The organism is Pseudomonas sp. G7(2022), assembly GCF_052660475.1.
In genome coordinates, this window is the sequence record NZ_CP109659.1 from 5,167,012 (window position 1) to 5,191,643 (window position 24,632).

Sequence of the window (24,632 nt, forward strand, 5' to 3'; positions counted from 1 at the left end):
TTACTCCTCTGCCCCGGCAGCTGAATGCGAATTCGAGTCCATATCCGTTGCCGCCACTTCTTTCTCTTTCTTCTCGTGCTTCAGCGGCTTGCCCGGTTTCATGCCTTCGTACTTGTCGACGATGGTCTGGAACAGGTTCGGCGTGACCGAGGAGTAGAGCTCGACTGGATTGTTCTGGCTTGGCTTGGCAAGGGCTGCGTATTCAGCGGCTTCAAGCTGTTTAGGTGCCTTTTTGACTTCACTTACCCAGGCGTCGAAATCTTCCTGAGAAGTTGCGATCGCTTTGAATTTCATACCGGTGAAACCAGCGCCGCTGTAGTTGGCGGAGATACCGTCCATTTCAGCGTTGCGGTCAGCGATCAGGTGCAGCTTGGTGGTCATGCCCGCCATCGCATAGATCTGGCCGCCCAGGCCCGGGATGAAGAACGAGTTCATCACCGCATCCGAAGTGATCCGGAAGTTAACCGGGGTGTGCGCCGGGAATACGATCTTGTTGACCGTGGCGATGCCTTGTTCCGGGTAGATGAACAGCCACTTCCAGTCCAGCGCGACCACTTCGATGGTCACAGGCTTGACGTCGGATTCGATCGGACGATACGGATCCAGCGAGTGGGTCGACTTGTAGGTGATGTAACCCAGGGCAATGATGATCAGGACCGGAATGGTCCAGACTGCCACTTCGATCTTGGTCGAGTGCGACCATTTCGGGGTGTAGACGGCGTTCTTGTTGGAGGCGCGGTACTTCCAGGCGAACAGGAAGGTCATGACGATGACCGGCACAACGACCAACAGCATCAGCAGCGTAGCGGTGATGATCAGGTTGCGCTGTTCCAGGCCGACCTGGCCCGTTGGATTGAGCAAGGTCATGTTGCAGCCTCCCAGCAACAACGTGCCGAGCAGCGGCACTAGGCCTAGTAATCTGGGGTACCTGTTTTTACTCATCTCACGACCTCTAAAGCAGCTTGCGCAATGCAGTTGGGTTTTGATCGCCAACACTTCACCCTGCCAAGGGTTGGCATTTTCTTTGGATTGAATAAGGGCCGCCCGTCGCGCGTCAGACGCTCGACAAATCCTGGGACAGCGGTCAGTTCTTATTCGAATTCGTGGTCAAAGGCCTTGTTACAGACCAATTCCATTTGGTGCGGAAAGTTGGAAGGCACCGACACCTGGGTGTCTCGCAAGCCTTTCGGCCCCTCGACACCCGACTTCCTGCTCAGTTCCTTATAAAGGTTGAACAGTGCCGGGAATTCAGTGCGGGCGATTGTAGATAGGTAGCGCCCTATACACCATGTCTTATCCCGAAATAATTTTTATCGCTCAGAGCAACAATCCATCACCGTTTTTGCAAAAGTGACCCATGCTATCGAAATCGATTCTCAACAAAAACTCCAAAAAATGTAGGTGTACCTGGCTCGGATCAGACAGTTCCGAAGACTTTTTCCGACACCGTGAAGCGCTTAAACCCCGATAACCCAAGGGCTTTGGCCAATTGCCACAGGTTGTTAAAACTGCCTGTTCCGGCACAAGCGTCCCAAAGCCGAAAACCCCTGAAACAGACCAATCCTTTTTTGTAACAACAGTCCAATCCGGGCCCGCGAAAGGCACTGCGACATGGCGCGTGTGACAACATGTCGCACACCTGTCGCACGCTCCCTTGCCGTTCGTCACGACGTTTTCACAAAGACCCTGAAATGCAAAACGCCCCGATTTGCGTCACTGCAAATCGAGGCGTTTGTGTTATCGGCGCAGGGGCCGAAAAGTTGATTCAACGCAATGCTTTTCGGTTGCGCGAGGTCAACAGCGGCACCAGGATCACCACCAGCACGAAGGCCACGAGTGCCCACTGCGCCAGCGACAGACCGAGGATCGGCGGGTACGGCGTCGAGCAGAAACCATCGACCTGGAAGCCCAGCGGGAAGATCTTCGCCAGCGGCAGATCATCGACAATCGGCTGCAGCACATCGATGCCGCAACTCACCGCCGGGTAGAACTGGGTGTACACGTGATGCCCGGCGACACCGGCCCCGGCGATCGCACAGATCACCACCAGCACCTCGAACACGGTGATGCTGCGGCGGGTGCGCATGGCCGCGCCGATGAACGCGAACAGCGCGATCAACAGCAATGCATAGCGTTGCAGGATGCACAGCGGGCATGGCGCCTCGCCCAGCACGACCTGCATGTACAGCGCGCCACCGATCAGTGCCAGACAGATGACGCCCAGCAACACCAGATAGCGCCGCTCACGCCCCAATCGAATCGTTTCCTCGCTCATCGCGTTTCCCTTTCATGTCCATGGTTCAGCTGGCCGGCGGCTGCGCTTGCAGTTGCGCCATCAGGCTGATGTTGTCTTCGATATGCCAATTGGCCGCGATGCGACCGTTGTCGATCTGATAGATATCGGTTGCCCGGAAGTCTACACGCTGCCCCTGCCCTTTGAGAGCCTTGAACGTACCGGTGAAATGTCCGCGAAAGTGCAGATGCACCACCACGCGGTCGCCGGCAACGATCATTTGTTCGATCTCGCAGCTCAGGTCCGGCACCGCCGTGCGAAAGAACTTCGACGCCAGCAGCGGCCCGGTCGGCCCTTGCACCCGGCCTTCCGGCGGGGTCTTGTCGACAAACTGCGGCGACAGGGCGGCGGTGGCCAACGCCTCTTCGCCCGTGTTCCAGAAACTGCCGTAACGCCGCGCCGCCAGTTCCATCGCATCACGCTGGGCCTTGGGCAGGCTCTGATCGACGATCAGGGTCTGGGGTTCGATCAAGGCGGATTCGGCGAAGGCGAACGGACTGGACAGCAAGGCAACCGACAGGCCCAACGCGGCCAGGCTGAAACGACGGGAAGAGGCGAAGTGTGTCATGGGGGCGATCCTGATCATGTAAACGAACGAGCGCCTATCATCAGCATCGGGGAATAAACGATAAACCGGTTAAGAAACGATTAACCTTTAAACAGAATTTAAGAATCAGGACCGTGTAACGGCCAATCGCTGGCAAGCCAGCTCCCACAAGGACCGCGTCGAACTCAAATCCTGTGGGAGCGGGCTTGCTCGCGAATGAGGGCGACCCGGTTCCGGATTACTCCAAAGCAGCAGCCGGCCCGAAGAACTCATAACGGCTCTGCTTCTCCGGCACGCCCAGCGCTTTCAGATGACGCTTGATTGCCCCCATGAAGCCTTTCGGCCCGAGGAAATAGGCGTCCACATCACGCTGCGCCGGCAACCACTCGCCCAATTGCTCCTGGCTCAGCAGGCCGACCTTGTCCGCCGCCGGGCTCACGCCGTCATCTTCGGCGTAGCAATAGAAGCGCTTGAGCTGCGGATGACGCTCGGCCAGACCGTCGATCCAGTCACGGAACGCGTGCACGCTGCCGTTGCGCGCGCTGTGTATGAAGTACACCGGACGCTCGGTTTCCAGCGCCGCTTCCAGCATCGCCAGGGTCGGCGTGATGCCGACGCCGCCGCTGATCAGCACCAGCGGTTTGTCGCTGGCAGCCAGAGTGAACTCGCCCGATGGCGGGAACAGTTGGATGCTGGAACCGACATGAAGCTGATCGTGCAGGTAATTGGAGGCACGGCCGCCCGGTTCGCGTTTGACGCTGATGCGGTACTGGCCTTTGTTGGCCAACGCCGACAGCGAATAGTTGCGACGGATTTCCTCGCCGTCGAGGATCAGCTTCATGCCGATGTACTGACCCGGCTCGGCGGCGAGGATCGGGCCCTTGTCTGCTGGCTCGAAGTAGAACGAGATGATTTCCGCACTCTCCTCGACCCTGGCCGCGACGATGAACTCCCGCGCCCCGCGCCAGCCGCCGACGGCTTGCTCTTTCTGGTCATAAATGGCGGTTTCGGCGCCGATCAGGATCTCGGCCAATTGACCGTAAGCCGCGCCCCAGGCGCTCATCACTTCAGGCGTGGCAATTTCATCGCCCAGCACTTCGGAGATGGCGCGCAGCAGGCAGGTGCCGACGATCGGGTAGTGCTCTGGCAGAATCTGCAATGCTACGTGCTTGTTGATGATCTTCGCCACCAGGTCGCCCAACTGGTCGAGTTGATCGATGTGGCGGGCGTACATCAACACGCCGTTGGCCAGTGCGCGGGGCTGGTCACCGCTGGCCTGGTGGGCCTGGTTGAACAGCGGGCGGACTTGCGGGTACTCGGAGAGCATCATCCGGTAGAAATGGGTGATCAGCGCTTCACCGCCGCTTTCCAGCAGAGGCACGGTGGACTTGATGATGGCACGATCCTGGACGCTAAGCATAAGGGTGACTCCTGAGCTTTCTCTAAAAGTGCCTTGTTCACTCCAGTATTCATGCCAACTATTTTTTTCATATAAATCAATAGTTTGAAAATTATGTAGTCAGATCGACACAAGCCCCTCTATAGTCGCTTCGACTACAACGTGTCTCTTTGACTACAAGCCTATGTCCGCCAAATCATTGCTCACCGCCCTGCTCCCACTGGTCTCGGACCTGTCCCGCGAACTGCCTGAAGGCGAGCGCTATCGACGCCTGCTCGAAGCCATGCGCGCCCTGCTGCCCTGCGATGCCGCCGCACTGTTGCGCCTCGACGGTGAATGGCTGGTGCCGCTGGCCGTGGACGGTTTGAGCACCGACACCCTCGGCCGGCGCTTCAAAGTGAGCGAACATCCGCGTTTCGAAGTCCTGTTGGCAGGCGCCGGGCCGACCCGTTTCGCCGCCGACTGTGAATTGCCCGATCCTTATGACGGATTGGTCGACGGCCTCGACGATCATCTGGAAGTTCACGACTGCCTCGGCTGTCCGTTGTTCGTCGATGAAAAGCTCTGGGGCCTGATCACCCTCGACGCACTCGATCCGGAGCGTTTCGAACCGATCGAACTCGATGCCCTGCAAGCCTTCGCCAGCCTCGCCTCAGCCACGGTCAACGCCGCCGAACGCATCGAACGTCTGGCGATTCGCGCCGAAGACGAACACCAGCGCGCCGAGGTCTATCGCCAGGCCAGCGGTCAGCAGCATCGCGAAATGATCGGCCAGAGCAAGGCCCACAAACGGCTGGTGGAAGAGATCAACCTGGTCGGCGGCAGCGACCTGACCGTGCTGATCACCGGCGAAACCGGGGTCGGCAAGGAACTGGTGGCCCAGGCCATTCACGCCGCTTCCAAACGCGCCGACAAACCGATCATCAGCCTCAACTGCGCAGCCCTGCCGGACACGCTGGTGGAAAGCGAACTGTTCGGCCACGTGCGCGGCGCCTTTACAGGCGCCACCAGCGACCGGCGCGGCAAGTTCGAACTGGCCAATGGCGGCACGCTGTTTCTCGATGAAGTCGGCGAGTTGTCGCTGACCGTCCAGGCCAAGCTGTTGCGGGTGTTGCAGAGTGGTCAGTTGCAGCGCCTGGGTTCGGACAAGGAGCATCAGGTCGACGTGCGCCTGATCGCTGCGACCAACCGTGATCTGGCCGAAGAAGTGCGCAGCGGCCGCTACCGCGCCGACTTTTACCATCGCCTCAGCGTTTACCCGTTGCGGGTGCCGGCGCTGCGTGACCGGGGTCGTGATGTGTTGCTGCTCAGCGGCTATTTTCTGGAACAGAACCGCTCACGCATGGGCCTCAACAGCCTGCGCCTGAACAGCGACGCCCAAGAAGCGCTGCTGACCTACACCTGGCCGGGCAACGTGCGGGAACTTGAGCACTTGATTGGGCGCAGCGCACTCAAGGCGCTGGGCAACTGCAAGGTGCGGCCGAAGATTCTCAGCTTGAGCGCGATGGACCTCGATCTGCCGCGCGAGGTTGTGGATAACTCGCCGGCGCCGTCCGAAACGACTGCCGCCCTGCCATTGATCAGCGGTGACCTGCGTGCAGCCACCGAGCAGTATCAGCGGCAGTTGATCAGCGCAGCACTTGAGCGTAACCGGGACAACTGGGCCAGTGCTGCGCGTGAACTGGGGCTGGATCGAGCGAATCTGGGGCGGATGGCGAAGCGGTTGGGGATGAAAAGCTGAAATGCTTATTCAAGATCAAAAGCACCCTCATCGGAACGCCGCCCGCCCAGCCCTCTCCCGGAGGGAGAGGGAGCCGATTGGGGGATGATTCAGAGCTACACCGACCTGAAAGTGCATTGTTGAATCCATAATCGACTCGGTGGTTCAGGTCGATGTCAGACGCCAGACACCTCGGTCGGCCCCCTCTCCCTCCGGGAGAGGGCTGGGGTGAGGGGCTCTGGATCTCGACGCCACCCGACAACTAACCTAAAGCCCACCCCTTTGACGCCGATAACCCGGCATCAATAGTTTCTGGCGATTTCCACCCTCGCCCACCACCTTTTTCCACAGAAGGTTTTTATGTCTTCCAACAAAGCCCGCGCAGATTCACTTTCGCTTCTGCTGTTTACCTTGCGCAGCGGCAAGCTGATGGCGATCAACCTGCTGAAAGTCAGTGAAATCATCCCCTGCCCGCCGCTGACCAAACTGCCGGAGTCGCACCCGCACGTCAAAGGCATCGCCACTCTGCGCGGCGCTTCGCTGTCGGTGATCGACCTGAGCCGCGCCATCGGTGAGCGTCCGCTGGAGGACCCGAACGGCGGCTGCCTGATCGTCACCGACGTCAGCCGTTCGAAACAGGGCCTGCATGTGCAGGCGGTGAGCAAGATCGTGCATTGCCTGACCACCGACATCAAACCGCCGCCGTTCGGTTCCGGCGGCTCCCGCGCCTACATTACCGGCGTGACTTCGGTGGACGGCACGCTGGTGCAGGTGCTGGACATCGAAAAAGTCATCCACGGCATCGCCCCGGCGCAGATCGAAATGGCCCCGACCGAGCTGAGCATGGAAGACGCCGAAGTGCTGGGCAACGCACGGATCCTGGTGGTCGACGACAGCCAGGTGGCGCTGCAGCAATCGGTGCACACCCTGCGCAACCTCGGCCTGCAATGCCACACCGCTCGCAGCGCCAAGGAAGCCATCGACTGCCTGCTGGACCTGCAAGGCACGGCGCAGCAGATCAACCTGATCGTCTCCGACATCGAAATGTCCGAGATGGACGGCTACGCCTTCACCCGTACCCTGCGCGAGACCCCGGACTTCGCCCACCTCTACGTACTGCTGCACACCTCGCTGGACAGCGCGATGAACAGCGAAAAGGCCCGCCTCGCCGGGGCCAACGGCGTGTTGACCAAGTTCTCCTCGCCCGAGCTGACCCACTGCCTGATCGAAGCGGCCAAACACGTCGCCGCCCAGGGCTACTGAGCCTTGAGCGAGACGTTCTGCTTTCTGATGCGGCGCGACCTGAGCCAGGACGTGCCGGCCATCGAATGGCCGAACGGCATCGAACTCACGACCTACAGCGACGAACGCGCACCCGCCGTGCATGAACTGATGCAAATCGGTTACCGCGAAGGCGGCGGTCGGGTGCCGGCGCTGGGCGTCTGGCAACAGCAGTTTGAAAACGATCCGGAATACGATCCGGCACTGTGTTTCATCGCCAGTGATACCGAAGGCGTCATCGGCGTGGCGCAATGCTGGACCAGTTCCTACATCAAGAATCTGGTGGTGCATCCTCGCGCTCAGGGTCGCGGATTGGGTCGGGCGTTGCTGCTTCATGCGTTCACGGCGTTTCGGGATCGACGTGAAGGGTTTGTCGACCTGAAGGTGCTGGAAGACAACCAGCGAGCGCAGCGCTTGTATGAAAGGTCTGGAATGTATGTAGTTCGCCGGGAATGGGTGCCGGACTGACAAACTAAAATCCTGCGGCATACTCCAACCTTGGCGATCACCCCTCCAAGGATGCCCGAACCATGAAACGCCTCGCCCTCTCCGTACTTTGCCTCATCGCCCCGTTCGCCCACGCCTCCAGCCCCGACGCCTGGGCGGCCTACGACAAAAACGTACTCGCCAGTTGCACCAAGGCCAGCGGCCTGAAAAACGCCAAACCGGTCGGCAACGCCGCGCAATTCGATGACCGCGCCGGCTACACCGCGCTGTTGCTGCAAGGCCAGTATCCGCAAAAACACATGAAAGGCCAGCAAGGCACCGAGTTGTGCCTGTACAACAAGAAGTCGAAAACTGCGTACGTCACCGAATGGGACTCGATCCGCCCGAACGCCAAGCCCTGAGCGAATGGCGCACAACTTGCTTCACTCCGGACCTGTACGGCGGCTTTATGTCGCCGATTCACACCCTGATTGAAGATTGCCCGCTCAATGAATACGACCTTTTCCTGCGTAGGTTGCGGCAAATGCTGCACCGATCACCATGTGCCCCTGACCCTGGCCGAAGCCCGCATGTGGGCGGCCGACGGCGGTCAGGTGATCGTGCTGGTGGAGGCGTTTCTCGCCAACGGTCTGGGTCTGCCGGAACAGCAGCGCGAGCATGCGCAGCGCCGTTCGGCGGTGGTGCGCAGCGGCATGTCCGACGCCCATGTGGCGATCACTTTTGCCGCCTACAACGTCGGCCCCTGCCGGAATCTTGACGAAGACAAGCTGTGCCGTATCTACGAACGTCGGCCGCTGGTGTGTCGCATCTATCCCGCCGAAATCAATCCGCACATCCCGCTGAACCCTGCCGCCAAGGACTGCCCGCCAGAGTCCTGGGAGCAAGGGCCGCAGTTGATCGTCGGTGGCGAACTGGTAGATCAGGAACTGGTGACGCTGATCCAGCGCTCGCGTCAGGCGGATCGCGATGACATCCGGATTAAGGATGCGATTTGCGGCTTGCTCGGTATCCGCACCACCGCCCTCAAGGGCGACGGTTTTACAGCGTACCTGCCGGAGATGGGCGCGTTTGCCTCGGTGATCAATCAGGTCACGGCGCAGCCATTGAGCGAAGTTTCCAGTGAATGGCTGTTCCATGTCTCCGGTGACGACATTGCCGGGCAAGTGCGGGCGGCCGGGGCACACGTGGTGTCCGAACCGCCGCAGACCTACGCGTTCATTTCCCTGCGAGCAGCCTAAGCGCCCTGCCGCCGCCCCCAGAACTCCCGCGCCAGCGAACGCAAATCCCCCGCCAGCCCCGCCACATCCTGTGAGTTGAGCTGGCTCTGGCGCCCCTCATCCACCGTCAGTTCACAGGCCGTACGAATACTGACGATGTTGCGGTTGATGTCCTCACTCACCGCGCTCTGCTCTTCAACGGCTGCAGCGATTTGCAGACTCATCTCGGTAATCTGCTCGACCCGCCCACTGATCCCGTCCAATGCCCGGGCCGCACGCTGCGCCTGCTCGACGCTGTTATCCACATGCTCGCTGCTCTGCTGCATCACCAGCACCGCATCCCGCGCGCCGTTTTGCAGGGTGCTGATCATCCGTTGAATTTCATTGGTCGACTGCTGAGTGCGCTGGGCCAGACCGCGCACCTCATCGGCGACCACCGCAAACCCACGTCCCGCATCCCCGGCCCGCGCCGCTTCGATTGCTGCGTTGAGCGCCAGCAGATTGGTCTGTTCGGCGATGCTGCGAATCACCTCCAGCACCCCGGAAATCTCGCTGCTGTGACCTTCGAGCTGATGGATGACCTCGGTCGCCCGCCCCAACTCCTCGGCCAGCCGCAACACCGCACTGCGACTCTCGCCGACCAACAAATGCCCTTCACGGGTTTCCGTCCCGGCCATATCCGCCGCCACCGACGCCTGCTGCGCATGGCTGGCGACCTCGGCCACACTGGCCGCCATCTGATGAATCGCCGCCGCCACCTGATCGGTTTCCGCCTGCTGCGCCAACGTACTGGTGTGACTGCTGTGCAAATGATCCACAAGCTGCGCCGCATGCCCGGCCAGCCGTTGCGAGGCATCACCGATCCGCCCGACCACCGCACCGACCTGGGCTTCGAGCATCTGCAACGCAAACTCGATCTGCCCGAACTGATCCCGCCGCCCGGTATAAATGCCCTGACTCAACGGGTTGTCGGCAATCAGCCGCGCACGCTCGGTCAGACGTTCCAGTGGCCGCAATAACCAACCCACGCCCAAGGCACACGCGCCACTGCCGGCCACCAGCGCAGCGGCTTCGATGCCCATGGTCTCCGGCCGCAGCCAGGCTTCCATCCCCAGCACCACCGCCAGCACCGAACTGGTCAACGCCATGATCTTCGCCCGCAAACTCAGCACTGGCAGCCGCTGCCACCGCGCCATCCGCCCCTCGCGCAACTGCGCATACGCCCGCTCCGCTGCGGCGATCTGCCGGGCATCCGGCCGTGTACGCACCGACTGAAACTCCACCGCCGCACCGTTCTGCGTGACCGGGGTGACATAGGCACTGACCCAATAGTGATCACCGTTCTTGCAACGATTCTTCACCAGCCCCATCCACGACCGCCCACGCTTGAGCGTCTGCCACATATGGGCAAACGCCTGCGCCGGCATGTCCGGATGACGCAGCAAATTGTGCGGCGCACCCAGCAGCTCGTCGCGGCTGTAACCGCTGATCCTGATGAAGTCGTCGTTGGCGTAGGTGATCGCGCTGGTCAGATCGGTGGTCGAGAGAATGTTCGCATCCGGCGCAACATCGACATTGCGCCCGGTCACCGGGAGATTGATCTTCATGGAAAGCGCGCTCGTTTTATTGGAAAGAGTCGGCAGGGCTGCTGACTCTAAGCGCACTCACTGGTTAAACGTTGATCTGGCTCAGGAACTGAGCAATTAGCCATCACTGTGACCGAAAATCACAGACGATGGCTGCAAGAGGGAGGTGGAATCAGCGCTTGCCCATCGAACGACGCGTGCCCGACGGCGCCACACCCGGAATCTTGGCGTGACGATCACCGTCCTTGCCCTTGAACTGCGGCAGTTTCGCCGCTTTGGCAGCCGCCAGCTCACCTGGCTTGAACGGAAACTTGAACGCAGGAATGGTCGGCTTGGATTCACCGGCCTCGGCCAGCTCTGCCGGGACATCGCTCACAGCGTTGTCGATTGGGGAAGTCATGAAAGCTCCGCGAAGCAAAAAGTCCGGCCCGATGGACGAGCCGCGAAAGCGCGCAGTATACCTGCGCGCGTGGACTTTAAAGAGCCCCAAAACGGCTACGACCGGTGCCTTTTGGGGACTGCGCGACTAACGGATCACGTCTGCGGATCAACCCGATCCAGCGCCCGATTCACCGCCAGCTCGGCCAGCATGATGATCTGCTGAATGCCCAACGCCGTACTACGCTGCGGGCCGGAAAGCTCATTGGCGAAATTGCTGGCAATGGTACTGGCCGAGGCCAGGGATTCGCAGGCATTGGCCAACAGGCTTTCGGTGTCGACGTTGGGAGTGACGCTGTACATCGTGCTCGGGCGCGGCTTGGTGGGGTTGGGGCAGAGGTAATAATCGAGGGCGCGCTTGATGGCTTCGCGGTTACGGGCGAGGTCTTCGGCGCGCATGGCCTCTTCGAGGGGGGTGGGTGATTCGAGGGGTGGGTCGGGTATCAGTTTGTCCATGAAAAACTCCTACTTGGCTATGGAGCCATCCCTTGTCGTTTCCACACGACAAAAGGTGGCAACTGTACGCAGGGTGGAAAACCGATAAGTAGGCAACCGGCCAGACCGAAGTCTGCCTGCGCACAGCCGCCGCGACGCAGTTTGCAGACGAAAGAAGACATCGGCAACGATTACGGGGAGATGCTTTGCAACTACTTGAAATCAGGTTTCCACGCCTGTTCGCTGAATTGGCAGCGACAGCCAGAGACTAGAGAGCGCACTTCCGACGGACAACCTGAAAACCTTGTGGGAAGGATCCGGTGTAGTTGTTGAAATTTAAACAACCTCAAAAGCTCCCCTCACCCTAGCCCTCTCCCGGAGGGAGAGGGAACTGACGGTGTTGTTTATACGGAATACACCGACCTGAATCACCGAGCTTAACTCCAGTTTTGAGCAGCACCGCACTACGCTCTTCACCACTCAAAACGATGAGCGTTAGCTCGAGTACCGCTTTTGACGTGCCGGCCCCATCGGCAGGCTGAGTGGAGGGATTTATCCGGGGGTGGGAGCGCAGCGACCGTGCGGCGCAGCCGCATGCATCGAGAGGAGGTGCAGCGAAGCAAACCGTAGGCGATGCCCCCGGATGAATCCCGGAACGAAGGGACGCCGAGCCACAGCGAGGTGCCGTACGCCGGGGCCTAGACCTTTTGGTTCCTTTTGGCTGGGCCGGCATTCCGGGCGTTTGCCAAAAGGGACTCGCCGTAAGGGCGAAACCGCCAGCCGCAACACCCGAAAAAACGGATATACACACAACCCAAAACCAGCATGGTCGGCCCAAAGGCCGCCAAATCAAAAGCCGAAACTGACAGCGCCGTCAGCCAGCCGTCACCCTCCTGACCCCCAAACAAGTTTATAAAGACAAAACCTGCCCAAACCCCGTCCCCCTGGCGCCCCACAAGCATGCAAATCCAGAAGAAAAAGGCCCTGCTCGCCACCCTGCTGATCGCCCTCGCAGCCGCCGGTCTGTGGTACGCATACAAACCCGCCCCGGCCAAACTCGCGGCCCCCAGCGCCATCCCGGTACGGGTCGTCGCTGTCAGCGAAAAAGACGTCCCCCGCTACACCAGCGGCATCGGCTCGGTGCTCTCGCTGCACAGCGTGGTGGTGCGCCCGCAGATCGACGGCATCCTCACCAAGCTCTTCGTCAAAGAGGGCCAGTTGGTGAAACAGGGCGACCTGCTCGCCACCATCGACGACCGCTCGATCCGCGCCAGCCTCGACCAGGCCCGGGCACAACTGGGCGAAAGCCAGGCGCAACTGCAAGTGGCGCTGGTCAACCTCAAGCGCTACAAACTGCTCAGTGTCGACGACGGCGTCTCCAAGCAGACCTACGACCAGCAACAGGCACTGGTCAACCAACTCAAGGCCACCGCCCAAGGCAATCAAGCCTCGATTGACGCGGCACAGGTACAACTTTCCTACACCCAGATTCGCTCCCCGGTCACCGGTCGCGTCGGGATTCGCACAGTCGACGAAGGCAACTTCCTGCGCATGACCGACACCCAGGGTCTGTTCACCGTGACCCAGATCGACCCGATCGCCGTCGAGTTCTCCCTGCCCCAGCAAATGCTGCCGACCCTGCAAGGTCTGATCAGCGACCCGCAGCGCGCGCAAGTCAAGGCCTACATCGGCGCCGACACCGACGGTGAAACCGGCAACCTGCTCGGCGAAGGTCACCTGACCCTGATCGACAACCAGATCAACGCCAACACCGGCACCATCCGCGCCAAGGCCGAATTCGACAACCCCAACCAGAAGCTCTGGCCGGGCCTGCTGGTAACGGTAAAGATTCAGACGGCACTGGATAAAAATGCGCTGGTGGTCCCGCCCACTGTCGTACAGCGGGGCCTCGATCAACACTTCGTGTACCGGGTCAACGGCGACAAGGTTGAAGCGGTGCAGGTGCAGATGGTTTATCAGGGCAGCGGCCAGGACATCATCAAGGGCGTGAAGCCTGGCGACGTATTGGTCAGCGATGGCCAGTCGCGGCTCAAGCCCGGTTCGACCGTGCAGGTCATGAGCGAACCGCCGCAGGTGGTGCAAGCGGAGCCCAAGCCATGAAGCAGCACAAAGGCGTTTCGACCTGGTGCATCGATCACCCGGTGGCGACGATTCTGCTGACCATCGCGCTGGTGCTGGTCGGGGTGATTGCCTTCCCGCGCTTGCCGATTGCCCCGCTGCCGGAAGCGGAATTTCCGACGATCCAGGTCTCCGCCCAACTGCCAGGCGCCAGCCCGGACACCATGGCCTCATCCGTGGCCACGCCGCTGGAGGTGCAATTCAGCGCCATCCCCGGCATGACCCAGATGACCTCCAGCAGTGCGCTGGGCTCCAGCCTGCTGACCCTGCAATTCACCCTCGACAAGAGCATCGACACCGCCGCCCAGGAAGTGCAGGCCGCGATCAACACCGCCGCCGGCAAGCTGCCGAAAGACATGCCGACCCTGCCGACCTGGAAGAAGGTCAACCCGGCCGACAGCCCGGTGCTGATCCTCAGCGTCAGCTCCACGCAAATGCCCGGCACCGAACTCAGCGACCTGGTGGAAACCCTGCTCGCCCGTCAGATCAGTCAGATCGACGGCGTAGGCCAGATCAACATCACCGGTCAGCAACGTCCGGCAATCCGTGTTCAAGCTTCGGCGGACAAACTGGCGGCCATCGGCCTGACCCTCGCCGACATTCGTGTGGCGATCCAGCAGACCAGCCTCAACCTCGCCAAAGGCGCGCTGTACGGCGACTCGAGCATTTCCACGCTGTCGACCAACGACCAGTTGTTCCACCCCGAGGAATACAGCCAGCTCATCGTTTCCTACAAGGATGGCGCCCCGGTTCACCTCAAGGATGTCGCCAAAGTCGTCAACGGTTCGGAAGATGCCTACGTGCAAGCCTGGGCCGGTGATCGGCCGGGCGTGAACCTGGTGATCTCGCGCCAGCCCGGCGCCAACATCGTCGAGACCGTGGACCGGATTCAGGCCGCCCTGCCCGGCCTCGAAGCCATGCTGCCGGCCTCGGTGCAAGTCAAAACCCTGATCGACCGCACCCAGACCATCCGCGCGTCCCTGCATGAAGTGGAAATCACCCTGCTGATCGCGATCCTGTTGGTGGTGGCGGTCATGGCACTGTTCCTGCGCCAGCTGTCGGCGACGATGATTGTCTCGGCGGTGCTCGGCGTGTCGCTGACCGCCAGTTTCGCCTTGATGTATTTGCTCGGTTTCAGCCTGAACAACCTGACACTTGTCGCCATCGTGGTGGCGGTGGGCTTCGTGGTCGACGATGCCATCGTGGTCGTGGAAAACATTCACCGCCATCTGGAGGCCGGCGACAGCATGCGTGACGCCGCGATCAAGGGCGCCGGCGAGATCGGTTTCACCGTGGTCTCGATCAGTTTCTCGCTGGTGGCAGCGTTCATTCCGCTGCTGTTCATGGGCGGTGTGGTCGGGCGTCTGTTCAAGGAGTTCGCCCTGACGGCCACCTCGACCATCATGATTTCCGTGGTGGTGTCGCTGACCCTCGCGCCGACGCTGGCCGCGCTGTTCATGCGTAAACCGGTGCATCACGCCCATGACAAACCGGGCTTCAGCGAACGGCTGCTCGGCTGGTACGAAAACGGCCTGCGCCGCGCCCTCGCCCACCAGAAACTGATGATCGGCGTGTTCGGCATTTCCGTCGCGCTGGCGATTGGCGGATACGTGTTTATCCCCAAGGGTTTCTTCCCGGTGCAGGACACCGGTTTCGTCCTCGGCACCACCGAAGCCGCCGCCGATATCTCCTACAGCGACATGGTGAAAAAACACTTGGCGATGGCCGAAATCGTCGCCGCCGACGCGGCCGTCCAGGCGTTTTCCCACTCGGTCGGCGTGTCCGGCAGCAACCAGACCATCGCCAACGGCCGCTTCTGGATTGCCCTGAAACCACGGGGTGAACGAGACGTCTCGGCCAGCCAGTTCATCGACCGCATTCGTCCGAAACTGATGAAAGTCCCGGGCATCGTGCTTTACCTGCGCGCCGGCCAGGACATCAACCTCAGCTCCGGACCGAGCCGTGCGCAGTATCAATACGTGCTCAAAAGCAACGACGGGCCGACGCTCGCCACCTGGACCCAGAAGCTCACGGAAAAACTGCGCAGCATCCCGGCGTTCCGTGACATTTCCAACGACCTGCAACTGGGCGGCAGCATCACCCACATCAGCATCGACCGCAGCGCCGCCGCGCGTTTCGGCCTGACGGCGAGTGATGTCGACGAGGCGCTGTACGACGCCTTCGGCCAGCGGCAGATCAACGAGTTCCAGACCCAGGTCAACCAGTACAACGTGATCCTGGAACTGGACACCAAACAGCGCGGCAAGGCCGAAAGCCTCAACTATTTCTACCTGCGCTCACCGCTGAGCGGAGAAATGGTGCCACTGTCGGCGCTGGCCCGATTCGACGCGCCGACCATCGGCCCACTGTCGATTGCCCACGACGGCATGTTCCCGGCCGCCAACCTGTCGTTCAACCTGGCGCCCGGCGTGGCGCTGGGCGACGCGGTGATTTTGCTGAATCAGGCCAAGGCCGAGATCGGTATGCCGACCGCGATCAGCGGCAACTTCCAGGGCGCGGCCCAGGCGTTCCAGAGTTCGCTGAAAAGTCAGCCGTGGCTGATTCTCGCGGCACTGGTGGCGGTGTACATCATTCTCGGCGTGCTCTACGAGAGTTTCGTCCATCCGCTGACGATTATTTCGACGCTGCCGGCAGCAGGGCTGGGCGCAGTGATCATGCTGTGGATCTGCGGCCAGGACTTTTCGATCATGGCGCTGATCGGGCTGGTGCTGCTGATCGGTATCGTCAAGAAAAACGGCATCCTGATGATCGACTTCGCCCTGGAAGCGCAGCGCCATCGCGGGCTGTCGCCGCAGGATGCGATTTTCGAAGCGTGTATCACGCGGTTCAGGCCGATCATCATGACCACCCTCGCCGCCCTGCTCGGCGCCCTGCCGCTGATGCTCGGTTACGGCACCGGCGCCGAACTGCGCCAGCCATTGGGGATCGCGGTGGTGGGTGGCCTGCTGGTCAGCCAGATGCTGACGCTGTTCACCACGCCGGTCATATACTTGTGGCTTGAGCGGCTGTTCCACAAGCCCAAACCGGCGCCCGTCGCGGCGCTGGCAACGACAGACTGAGGCGGGTCATGCGCGTTCTGATTATCGAAGACGAAGAGAAAACCGCGGACTATCTGCACCGCGGCCTGACGGAACAGGGTTACACCGTGGATCTGGCCCGCGACGGCGTCGAGGGCCTGCATCTGGCGCTGGAAAGCGACTACGCGGTGATCGTCCTCGACGTGATGCTGCCGGGCCTCGACGGCTTTGGCGTACTGCGCGCGCTGCGTGCGCGCAAGCAGACGCCGGTGATCATGCTCACCGCCCGCGAGCGGGTCGAAGACCGGATCCGGGGTTTGCGTGACGGCGCCGACGATTACCTCGGCAAACCGTTCTCCTTCCTTGAACTGGTGGCGCGCCTGCAAGCGCTGACCCGCCGCAGCGGCGGCCACGAGCCGGTGCAGGTGAGCATCGCCGACCTGTGGATCGATCTGATCAGCCGCAAGGCCACCCGCGCCGGCACGCGCCTGGACCTGACCGCCAAGGAGTTTTCGCTGCTCAGCGTACTGGCCCGGCGTCAGGGCGAAATCCTCTCGAAAACCGCGATTGCGGAAATGGTCTGGGACATCAATTTCGACAGCGACGCCAACGTCGTCGAAGTCGCGATCAAACGTCTGCGCGCCAAGCTCGACGGGCCGTTCGACGAAAAGCTGCTGCACACCATCCGGGGCATGGGCTATGTGCTGGAGAGCCGTGGTGTCCAGTAACTCCATTGCCCTGCGCCTGAGCGGAATGTTCACGCTGGTGGCGCTGCTGGTGTTCCTGTTGATTGGCGGCGCGCTGTATCAACAAGTGGACAAAGGCCTGGGTCTGCTGCCGGAAGCGGAACTCGATGCGCGCTACAGCGTGCTCGAATCGGCGCTCAACCGCTATGGCACCCCCGAGCATTGGGTGAAGATCAACGCCAAACTCAAGCTGCTCGGCGAAGAAGACAAACGCATTCGTTTCTGGGTAGTCAGCGGCGATCCGGGCTACGAGTTCGGCGAACCGGATGCCTTGATCCGCACCTTTGCCCAAGGAGCGCCCGGCATGCACGACCTGCAACTGCCCGGCCATCCCTATCCGCTGAAAGTGCTGCTCACCGAACTGCCGGCCAGGGATCAGCGCCCGCCGCTGCGCTTCATGATCGGCATCGATACCGAGACCGTTCACCAGACCCAGCATCAGTTGCTGATCGCGCTGGTGAGTCTGGCGGTGATCGGCGTGCTGCTGGCCTCGGCATTGGGTTACTGGGTGGCACGAATCGGCCTCAAACCGCTGATCAAACTGTCCCACGAAGCCCAGCGTCTGGCGCCGCCGTTGCGGGCCGGGCGTCTGCGTCTGTCGCCGTTGCCACCGGAACTGGAGCAGTTCGTCGACTCGTTCAACTCGACGCTGGAGCGGGTCGAACAGGCCTATTCACGACTGGAATCCTTCAACGCCGACGTGGCCCATGAGCTGCGCTCGCCGCTGACCAATCTGATCGGCCAGACCCAGGTCGCCCTCACTCGCGGGCGCTCCGCCGAGCATTATTTCGAAGTGCTGCAATCCAACCTCGAAGAGCTGGAACGCCTGCGCTCGATCATCAATGACATGCTGTTTCTGGCCAGCGCCGATCAGGGCAGCAAGGCCACCAAGCTGACCTCGACCTCCCTGGCCGATGAAGTGGCGACTACCCTCGAATACCTCGATTTCATCCTCGAAGATGCACAGGTTCAGGTCCATGTGAGTGGCGACGCACAGGTGCAGATCGAGATCGCCCATCTGCGCCGGGCGTTGATCAATCTGCTGAGTAACGCGGTGCAACACACCGCGCCGGGACAGGTGATCGAAGTGCAGATCACGGTCGAGGAACATCAGGTCAGCATCGGCGTGGCCAACCCCGGTGCGCCGATTGCCAGCGAGCATTTGCCGCGCCTGTTCGAGCGCTTTTACCGGGTCGACGCTTCGCGCAGTAACAGCGGTAATAACCATGGGCTAGGGCTGGCGATCGTCAAGGCGATTGCGCTGATGCATGGTGGGGATGTGTTTGTGCGCAGTGATCGCGGGATGAACACTTTCGGGATTCATTTGCCGGTCTGAAAAGCCCCTCACCCTAACCCTCCCGAAACGTCGGACCGCCCCGAGGGAGAGGGGACTGACCGAGTTGTTCTTTCGAGTTACGCCGACCTGAAAAATCCAGTCGAACTCAGATTCTGAAAAGTCCCCAATCGGCTCCCTTTCCCCCTCGCCCCCTTGGGGGCGGTCCGACGTTTCGGGAGGGTTGGGCGGGCGGCGTTCCGATGAGGGGGTGACTTTTGCTTTTGCTGTAACAGTCATTTATGAAAATCATGCTGTTTCCCGACGCCCGGCAACCTTATCTTTGCCCGCACCAAACAGCACTTGCCAAGCAAGAAGGTTTTCAAGATGTCCAACAGTATGGGTATTGCCAGCGCTTTCATTTTGTCCTCATTGATCCTGTCGCCGATGGCGATGGCTGAAGAATCGCAGTCGTTCGTAGCGCACAATGCCGCTCGCGCCCTGGCATTCGAACAGTATCAGGCAGAAGTGATGGCCAAGGCTCAAGACGCCACGCAAGCCCCTCAGGCCGCAACTTCCCAGACTCAGGCAGCCGAGAAAGACAGCTGAGTCGCGCAACGTTAAACGTTTCCCTCGACGCGGTTGTTTGGCTCTTCCCGTTCAACCGTCGTCCTTCCAGGCCACTGATTTTCAGTGGCCTTTTTTCGTTGTGGTGTGAAAGCGGTCCGGTGCGTCTCTTACCATTAGAAACACCCCGCACCTCAAGACATTGAAGTGCCAGTTGACCCAAGGAGCTTTACCGCAAGTGCGTTACCCAGTCCGCTTTACCCCGCTGTTCATTGCAATCGCCGCAACGATTGCTCCTGCCGCCCACGCCGCTGAAGCCGATAAGGAAGGTTTTGTCGAAGGCTCGAGCCTCAACCTCAACGCCCGCAACTACTACATGAATCGCAACCGCCTACAGAAAGCGGACGACAACATCGAGTGGGGCCAGGGTTTCCTCGGCAAATTCCAGTCCGGTTACACCGAAGGCACGGTCGGCTTTGGCATCGATGCCCACGCCATGCTCGGTCTGAAACTCGACGGTGGTGGCGGTACGGACAACTCCAGCATCCTGCCGGTCAGCGATGGCAACGGCAAAGCGCCGGGCTCGTTCTCCACCGCGGGCGGTACGTTGAAAATGCGTGCATTCGATACCGAACTGAAGGCCGGCGACCTGTTCCTCACCAACCCGGTGATCGCCGGCGGTGAAAGCCGCATGCTGGCGCAGACTTTTCGCGGTGTCAGCCTGACCAACCACAGCTTCGACGGCTGGATGATCGAAGGTGGCCAGGCGAGCTTCACCAAGCCGTACAACCAGAGCGGCCACAAGCGCATCGGCACCTCGTACGGCACCCTCGCCGAGGGCGATAAAAGCCAGCACCTGAACTGGGCCGGCGTGTCCTGGAGCGGCGTCGAAGGCCTGACCAGCAACCTGTATGCCGCCGAGCTGAAGGACATCTGGAACCAGTACTACTACGACCTCGATTACACCTGGGCGCTGAACGATCGGGTGACCCTCAACCCGGGCCTGCACTTCTATCACACCCAGGACACCGGCGAGGCGCTGCTGGGCAACATCGACAACAACACCTACAGCCTGCATTTCACCGTCGGCATCGGCAGCCACAGCGTCACCGCCGCGTACCAGCGGGTCAACGGCAACACGCCATTCGACTACATCAGCCAGGGCGACAGCATCTACCTCGACAACTCCCAGCAATACTCGGACTTCAACGGCCCGAACGAGCGCTCGTGGAAACTCAAGTACGCCTACGACTTCGCAGGTGTCGGCTTGCCGGGCCTGACTTCGGCGGTGTCCTACTCGCGCGGTATGCTGGACCTGACCAAGGTCGATCCGGACAGCAAAGGCTACGCCTCGTGGTACAGCGCTGAAGGCCGCAACGCCAAGCACTGGGAACGCGACATCGACCTCAAATACGTGGTGCAGAGCGGCCAGGCCAAAGACCTCGCCGTGCGCCTGCAATGGGCCACCAACCGCGGCGGCAACGGTTACGGCGCGCTGGACACTGACACCGATGAATACCGAGTGATCATCGACTACCCGATCAACGTCTTCTAAGATCGGCGCTACAGTAGAGAGGCCAGCCTTATACGCTGGCCTTTTTCTTGCGTGTGCGGCAGCGACGTTTGTACAACTACGCTTATAAGACTCTTCAACCGATAACCCAACCATGATCGCGAGCCGCACCCCACCCGCTACGGGCAAGACCGGACGTCCGGAGCTGCTGCTGATCTTCGGCAGTTTGCTGAGCGTCATCGCGATTGTGTGCATCGTCACTTTTCTGCTGATTCGCGAACGCGCCAACGCTCAGGAATCGGCGACTCGCAGCGCCACCACCATCGCCCAACTGATCGACGCCGATGTGCTGCGCACCGTCGAACTGTATGACCTGACCCTGCAAGGATTGATCGCCGCCGCCCAGCGCGACGACCTGAAAAACGTGTCGCCGCAGATCCGCCACCTGGCGCTGTTCGACCGCTCCACTACCGCGCGCTTCAAGGGCGACATCCTGCTTCTCGACAAGCATGGCGAGGTCATCGCCGACTCTTCGCGGATCGAACCGCTGCCGGGCAACTTCGCCGACCGCGACTACTTCCTCGCCCACGCCTTCAACCGCGACGCCGGCATGTTCATCAGTCGCCCGTTCAAGCCGCGTTGCGACTGCGACGACGCCAACCAGTGGCGTATCAGTTTCAGCCGACGTATCTCTTCGGACACCGGCGAATTCCTCGGCGTAGCGGTGGCGTCAATGAAGCTCGATTATTTCGACCAGTTGTTCAACAGCCTCGACATCGGCGTCGACAGCACCCTGAACATCATCAACAACGACGGCATCCTGCTGGCCCAGAAGCCTTATCTGCAAAGTGATTCGATCGGCAAGAGCTTCGCCGCCCGTCCCAATGTTGTGAGGATTCTGCGCGATCGCAGCGGCAATGGCAGTTTCAATAGCATTTCGAGCATGGATCATCAGCAACGGCTGTACACCTACTCCCAGGTCGGCAACCTGCCGCTGACAGTGATCGTGGCGCTATCGAGTGAGGAAGTGTTCGGGGCGTGGAAGCGCACGGCAATTCTGATCAGCGGCGCCACCGGTGTGCTCTGCCTCGGACTGCTGTGGCTGACCTGGCTGCTGGTCAGAGAACTGCGTCTGCGCCAGCGCGCCGAACATGAGCTGGCCCAACTGGCGGCCACCGATGCTCTGACGGGGGTCGCCAACCGGCGCATGCTCGACCAGTCGTTGCGTCATGAATGGTTTCGTGCGCAGCGCTCGGGCAAATCCTTGTCACTGCTGATGATCGACGCCGATCACTTCAAGGCATTCAACGACCGGCATGGCCATCAGGCCGGGGATCAGGCCCTGCGTGAACTGGCCAAGGTCATTACCGCGAATGTGCGACGCCCGACGGATCTGGTGGCGCGCTACGGCGGTGAAGAGTTCTCGGTGATCCTGGCAGAGACCGATAGCGCAGGCGCGCGACAGATTGCCGAGCATGTGCGGGCTGGCGTTGAGCAATTACCGCGTATGGAGGGCGATGAAATGCCGATGACAGTGAGCATCGGTATCAGCACCTGGACGGTAGCGAGTGAAATCAGTCTGGAACAACTGTTGTTCGCGGCGGACCGGGCGCTGTATCAGGCCAAGGAAGGAGGCCGGAACCGGGTGGTGCTGGCGTCCTGAACACAGGCATAAAAAAAGGCCACCCAAAGGTGGCCTTCAAAAAACTAGAGAGGTTTTTTACTTACACTGCCGCAACCGGGCGCATGTAAGAGATCGGTGCAGTGCTGGCGTCTTCGAACGTCACGACTTCCCAGGCGTCTTTCTGCTCAATCAGTTTGCGCAGAAGCTGGTTGTTCAGTGCGTGGCCGGACTTGAAGCCCTTGAACTCACCAATCAGGCTGTTGCCCAGCAGGTACAGATCGCCAATTGCATCGAGGATCTTGTGCTTCACGAATTCGTCTTCGTAGCGAAGGCCGTCTTCGTTCAGCACGCCATCGGCATCGACCACGATTGCGTTTTCAACGCTGCCGCCGAGTGCGAGGTTGTGCTTGCGCAGGTACTCGATGTCACTCATGAAACCGAAAGTACGGGCGCGGCTGACTTCTTTTACGAACGAAGTGCTGGAAAAATCCACGCTTGCACTTTGGGTGCGGTTCCGGAATACCGGGTGATCGAAATCGATCTCGAAGCTCACCTTGAATCCGTCGAAAGGGACGAAAGTGGCGCGCTTGTCGCCGTCTTCCACTGTCACTTCACGCAGGATGCGGATGAATTTCTTGGCGGCGTCCTGTTCTTCCAGGCCTGCCGATTGAATCAGGAATACGAAAGGTCCTGCGCTACCGTCCATGATCGGGACTTCGGACGCGGAGAGCTCGACGTAGGCGTTATCGATGCCCAGGCCAGCCATGGCCGAGAGCAAGTGCTCTACCGTGTCCACTTTGACGTCGCCATTGATCAGCGTCGTCGACATAGTGGTTTCACCGACGTTTTCCGCGCGGGCAGGAATCTGCACCACAGGGTCGAGGTCAGCGCGACAAAACACAATGCCAGTGTCGACAGGCGCAGGCTTGAGGGTCAGGTAGACCTTCTCCCCGGAGTGCAGGCCTACACCTGTGGCACGGATAATATTTTTCAGTGTGCGTTGTTTAATCATGGCTTGGGCCGCTTCAGCGCAAATTGCGAACTGGTATCAACAAAGGCTGGCGATAATAGCAGACCGAGCCTTTGCTGAACACCAATCACCTTCATAGCCCTGATACATTCCATCAATCAGCCTGACGACGCAGGAAAGCCGGGATGTCCAGGTAGTCCAGGTCATCTTGCGGATTCATCTTCGCGGCAGTCGCAGCACCGGCCTGAGCCTGGTTGCGCATGACGGTCGGACGGTCCAGATCACGGTAGTTCACAGCAGGTTGTTCCTGACGCGCAGGGGCCTGTTGTTGCACCGGAGCGGAAGCCATGGTGGTGTGAACGGTGTTGTCGATGACCTTCACAGGCTTCTCGATTTTCGCGCCCAGACCCGTGGCAACCACAGTCACGTGCAGCTCGTCACGCATGTCCGGATCGATAACGGTACCGACCTTGACCATCGCGTGCTCGGAAGCGAAGGCTTCGATGATCGAACCCACGTCGGAGTACTCACCCAGGGACAGGTCAGGACCGGCAGTGATGTTCACCAGGATGCCGCGTGCGCCTTGCAGGTTCACGTCTTCCAGCAGCGGGTTGCGGATGGCCGCTTCGGTGGCTTCACGTGCACGGTTCGGACCGCTGGCGCAGCCAGTGCCCATCATCGCCATGCCCATTTCGCTCATCACGGTGCGTACGTCGGCGAAGTCGACGTTGATCATGCCCGGACGCTTGATGATGTCGGAGATACCGCGAACGGCACCGGCCAGTACATCGTCAGCCTTGGCGAAAGCCGACAGCAGGCTGGCGTCTTTGCCGAGGATGGTCAGCAGTTTTTCGTTCGGAATAGTGATCAGCGAGTCGACGCTTTCCGAAAGCATGCGGATGCCTTCGTCGGCAATCTGCATACGCTTGCGGCCTTCGAACGGGAACGGACGGGTCACGACCGCAACGGTCAGGATGCCCATTTCCTTGGCCACTTCGGCGATGATCGGCGCCGCACCGGTACCGGTACCGCCGCCCATGCCGGTGGTGATGAACACCATGTTGGTGCCCGCCAGCACTTCAGCGATGCGCTCGCGATCTTCCAGCGCAGCCTGACGGCCGACTTCCGGGTTGGCGCCGGCACCCAGGCCTTTGGTTACGCCGGTGCCCAGTTGCAGAATGGTGCGCGCGCCGATGTTTTTCAGCGCTTGAGCATCGGTGTTGGCGCAGATGAACTCGACGCCTTCGATGTTGCTCTTGACCATGTGGTTGACAGCGTTGCCGCCGCCACCGCCAACACCGATAACTTTGATTACCGGGCTTGCGGGGATGTTGTCTACGAGTTCGAACATTTTCCCTCTCCTTACATTCTCTAGTTTTTTCGCCTACTGCTGTTTGTT

At 60.6% G+C, this 24,632-nt stretch carries 21 protein-coding genes and 1 pseudogene; 12 read left to right on the forward strand and 10 right to left on the reverse strand.

The window, feature by feature from the left end; translation table 11 throughout:
* From cyoA to hmpA, 4 genes are all read right to left on the reverse strand, one after another.
* Window positions 1–942, reverse strand: coding sequence for a ubiquinol oxidase subunit II (gene cyoA, locus NE357_RS23615; RefSeq protein WP_011335843.1), 942 nt, complete (start codon window positions 940–942; stop codon window positions 1–3).
* A gap of 823 nt (window positions 943–1,765) precedes the next feature.
* Window positions 1,766–2,275, reverse strand: a complete 510-nt coding sequence (locus NE357_RS23620; RefSeq protein ID WP_065261343.1) for a disulfide bond formation protein B — start codon at window positions 2,273–2,275, stop codon at window positions 1,766–1,768.
* 25 nt (window positions 2,276–2,300) lie between these two features.
* Complete coding sequence (locus NE357_RS23625) at window positions 2,301–2,861, reverse strand: ester cyclase (RefSeq protein ID WP_169431837.1); 561 nt, start codon at window positions 2,859–2,861, stop codon at window positions 2,301–2,303.
* A gap of 217 nt (window positions 2,862–3,078) precedes the next feature.
* Window positions 3,079–4,260: an NO-inducible flavohemoprotein gene (gene hmpA / locus NE357_RS23630; protein WP_169431838.1), complete on the reverse strand. Its 1,182-nt coding sequence runs from the start codon at window positions 4,258–4,260 to the stop codon at window positions 3,079–3,081.
* Between the two features lie 163 nt (window positions 4,261–4,423).
* On the opposite strand from hmpA, the gene norR reads away from it, so the two are divergent.
* From norR to NE357_RS23655, 5 genes are all read left to right on the forward strand, one after another.
* Window positions 4,424–5,980 carry a nitric oxide reductase transcriptional regulator NorR gene (gene norR / locus NE357_RS23635; protein WP_169431839.1) on the forward strand — a complete coding sequence of 519 codons (1,557 nt, stop codon included), beginning with the start codon at window positions 4,424–4,426 and terminating at the stop codon, window positions 5,978–5,980.
* 339 nt (window positions 5,981–6,319) lie between these two features.
* Entirely contained in the window at window positions 6,320–7,222 is a 903-nt protein-coding gene (locus NE357_RS23640) for a chemotaxis protein CheV (protein ID WP_169431840.1), read from the forward strand.
* Window positions 7,223–7,249: 27 nt separating this feature from the next.
* Window positions 7,250–7,708 carry a GNAT family N-acetyltransferase gene (locus NE357_RS23645; protein ID WP_169432699.1) on the forward strand — a complete coding sequence of 153 codons (459 nt, stop codon included), beginning with the start codon at window positions 7,250–7,252 and terminating at the stop codon, window positions 7,706–7,708.
* 62 nt (window positions 7,709–7,770) lie between these two features.
* A complete protein-coding gene (locus NE357_RS23650) occupies window positions 7,771–8,088 on the forward strand; it encodes a hypothetical protein (RefSeq protein ID WP_169431841.1) in 318 nt (105 codons plus the stop codon).
* A gap of 87 nt (window positions 8,089–8,175) precedes the next feature.
* Complete coding sequence (locus NE357_RS23655) at window positions 8,176–8,925, forward strand: YkgJ family cysteine cluster protein (protein ID WP_169431842.1); 750 nt, start codon at window positions 8,176–8,178, stop codon at window positions 8,923–8,925.
* Here the strand turns inward: NE357_RS23655 and NE357_RS23660 are convergent.
* From NE357_RS23660 to NE357_RS23675, 4 genes and pseudogenes are all read right to left on the reverse strand, one after another.
* Complete coding sequence (locus NE357_RS23660; protein ID WP_420793694.1) at window positions 8,922–9,986, reverse strand: methyl-accepting chemotaxis protein; 1,065 nt, start codon at window positions 9,984–9,986, stop codon at window positions 8,922–8,924. The genes NE357_RS23655 and NE357_RS23660 overlap by 4 nt on opposite strands.
* A gap of 243 nt (window positions 9,987–10,229) precedes the next feature.
* Window positions 10,230–10,511, reverse strand: a pseudogene (locus NE357_RS23665) (PAS domain-containing protein); the annotation flags it as partial.
* Window positions 10,512–10,662: 151 nt separating this feature from the next.
* A complete protein-coding gene (locus tag NE357_RS23670) occupies window positions 10,663–10,890 on the reverse strand; it encodes a hypothetical protein (RefSeq protein ID WP_169431844.1) in 228 nt (75 codons plus the stop codon).
* A 134-nt stretch (window positions 10,891–11,024) separates the two neighbouring features.
* Window positions 11,025–11,384: a DUF6124 family protein gene (locus tag NE357_RS23675; RefSeq protein ID WP_169431845.1), complete on the reverse strand. Its 360-nt coding sequence runs from the start codon at window positions 11,382–11,384 to the stop codon at window positions 11,025–11,027.
* 939 nt (window positions 11,385–12,323) lie between these two features.
* Between NE357_RS23675 and NE357_RS23680 the strand changes: the two genes are divergently transcribed.
* The 7 genes from NE357_RS23680 to NE357_RS23710 all read left to right on the forward strand — a co-directional run bounded on the left by NE357_RS23680 (window position 12,324) and on the right by NE357_RS23710 (window position 22,302).
* A complete protein-coding gene (locus NE357_RS23680) occupies window positions 12,324–13,484 on the forward strand; it encodes an efflux RND transporter periplasmic adaptor subunit (protein WP_169431846.1) in 1,161 nt (386 codons plus the stop codon).
* Window positions 13,481–16,582 (forward strand): multidrug efflux RND transporter permease subunit, encoded by a 3,102-nt coding sequence (locus NE357_RS23685; RefSeq protein ID WP_169431847.1) that lies wholly within the window; start codon window positions 13,481–13,483, stop codon window positions 16,580–16,582. The genes NE357_RS23680 and NE357_RS23685 overlap by 4 nt, the downstream gene beginning before the upstream one ends.
* A gap of 8 nt (window positions 16,583–16,590) precedes the next feature.
* Window positions 16,591–17,268: a heavy metal response regulator transcription factor gene (locus NE357_RS23690; RefSeq protein ID WP_003228008.1), complete on the forward strand. Its 678-nt coding sequence runs from the start codon at window positions 16,591–16,593 to the stop codon at window positions 17,266–17,268.
* Window positions 17,258–18,622: a heavy metal sensor histidine kinase gene (locus NE357_RS23695; protein ID WP_169431848.1), complete on the forward strand. Its 1,365-nt coding sequence runs from the start codon at window positions 17,258–17,260 to the stop codon at window positions 18,620–18,622. The genes NE357_RS23690 and NE357_RS23695 overlap by 11 nt, the downstream gene beginning before the upstream one ends.
* Window positions 18,623–18,946: 324 nt before the next feature.
* Window positions 18,947–19,168, forward strand: a complete 222-nt coding sequence (locus NE357_RS23700; RefSeq protein WP_169431849.1) for a hypothetical protein — start codon at window positions 18,947–18,949, stop codon at window positions 19,166–19,168.
* Window positions 19,169–19,364: 196 nt separating this feature from the next.
* A complete protein-coding gene (locus NE357_RS23705; RefSeq protein ID WP_169431850.1) occupies window positions 19,365–20,681 on the forward strand; it encodes an OprD family porin in 1,317 nt (438 codons plus the stop codon).
* A gap of 112 nt (window positions 20,682–20,793) precedes the next feature.
* Window positions 20,794–22,302, forward strand: coding sequence for a sensor domain-containing diguanylate cyclase (locus tag NE357_RS23710; protein ID WP_169431851.1), 1,509 nt, complete (start codon window positions 20,794–20,796; stop codon window positions 22,300–22,302).
* Window positions 22,303–22,363: 61 nt separating this feature from the next.
* Here NE357_RS23710 and lpxC read toward each other — a convergent pair whose 3' ends face one another.
* Window positions 22,364–23,275 (reverse strand): UDP-3-O-acyl-N-acetylglucosamine deacetylase, encoded by a 912-nt coding sequence (lpxC, locus tag NE357_RS23715; RefSeq protein ID WP_169431852.1) that lies wholly within the window; start codon window positions 23,273–23,275, stop codon window positions 22,364–22,366.
* Window positions 23,276–23,387: 112 nt separating this feature from the next.
* Window positions 23,388–24,584, reverse strand: coding sequence for a cell division protein FtsZ (ftsZ, locus tag NE357_RS23720; protein WP_085709356.1), 1,197 nt, complete (start codon window positions 24,582–24,584; stop codon window positions 23,388–23,390).
* Between the last annotated feature and the right edge of the window lie 48 nt (window positions 24,585–24,632).

What these genes read in the sequence shown, in the direction of transcription:
- cyoA (WP_011335843.1), bottom strand. Translation starts at nt 942, where the DNA reads ATGAGTAAAAACAGGTACCCCAGATTACTAGGCCTAGTGCCGCTGCTC.
- NE357_RS23620 (WP_065261343.1), bottom strand. Translation starts at nt 2,275, where the DNA reads ATGAGCGAGGAAACGATTCGATTGGGGCGTGAGCGGCGCTATCTGGTG.
- NE357_RS23625 (WP_169431837.1), bottom strand. Translation starts at nt 2,861, where the DNA reads ATGACACACTTCGCCTCTTCCCGTCGTTTCAGCCTGGCCGCGTTGGGC.
- hmpA (WP_169431838.1), bottom strand. Translation starts at nt 4,260, where the DNA reads ATGCTTAGCGTCCAGGATCGTGCCATCATCAAGTCCACCGTGCCTCTG.
- norR (WP_169431839.1), top strand. Translation starts at nt 4,424, where the DNA reads ATGTCCGCCAAATCATTGCTCACCGCCCTGCTCCCACTGGTCTCGGAC.
- NE357_RS23640 (WP_169431840.1), top strand. Translation starts at nt 6,320, where the DNA reads ATGTCTTCCAACAAAGCCCGCGCAGATTCACTTTCGCTTCTGCTGTTT.
- NE357_RS23645 (WP_169432699.1), top strand. Translation starts at nt 7,250, where the DNA reads ATGCGGCGCGACCTGAGCCAGGACGTGCCGGCCATCGAATGGCCGAAC.
- NE357_RS23650 (WP_169431841.1), top strand. Translation starts at nt 7,771, where the DNA reads ATGAAACGCCTCGCCCTCTCCGTACTTTGCCTCATCGCCCCGTTCGCC.
- NE357_RS23655 (WP_169431842.1), top strand. Translation starts at nt 8,176, where the DNA reads ATGAATACGACCTTTTCCTGCGTAGGTTGCGGCAAATGCTGCACCGAT.
- NE357_RS23660 (WP_420793694.1), bottom strand. Translation starts at nt 9,986, where the DNA reads ATGGGCATCGAAGCCGCTGCGCTGGTGGCCGGCAGTGGCGCGTGTGCC.
- NE357_RS23670 (WP_169431844.1), bottom strand. Translation starts at nt 10,890, where the DNA reads ATGACTTCCCCAATCGACAACGCTGTGAGCGATGTCCCGGCAGAGCTG.
- NE357_RS23675 (WP_169431845.1), bottom strand. Translation starts at nt 11,384, where the DNA reads ATGGACAAACTGATACCCGACCCACCCCTCGAATCACCCACCCCCCTC.
- NE357_RS23680 (WP_169431846.1), top strand. Translation starts at nt 12,324, where the DNA reads ATGCAAATCCAGAAGAAAAAGGCCCTGCTCGCCACCCTGCTGATCGCC.
- NE357_RS23685 (WP_169431847.1), top strand. Translation starts at nt 13,481, where the DNA reads ATGAAGCAGCACAAAGGCGTTTCGACCTGGTGCATCGATCACCCGGTG.
- NE357_RS23690 (WP_003228008.1), top strand. Translation starts at nt 16,591, where the DNA reads ATGCGCGTTCTGATTATCGAAGACGAAGAGAAAACCGCGGACTATCTG.
- NE357_RS23700 (WP_169431849.1), top strand. Translation starts at nt 18,947, where the DNA reads ATGTCCAACAGTATGGGTATTGCCAGCGCTTTCATTTTGTCCTCATTG.
- NE357_RS23710 (WP_169431851.1), top strand. Translation starts at nt 20,794, where the DNA reads ATGATCGCGAGCCGCACCCCACCCGCTACGGGCAAGACCGGACGTCCG.
- lpxC (WP_169431852.1), bottom strand. Translation starts at nt 23,275, where the DNA reads ATGATTAAACAACGCACACTGAAAAATATTATCCGTGCCACAGGTGTA.
- ftsZ (WP_085709356.1), bottom strand. Translation starts at nt 24,584, where the DNA reads ATGTTCGAACTCGTAGACAACATCCCCGCAAGCCCGGTAATCAAAGTT.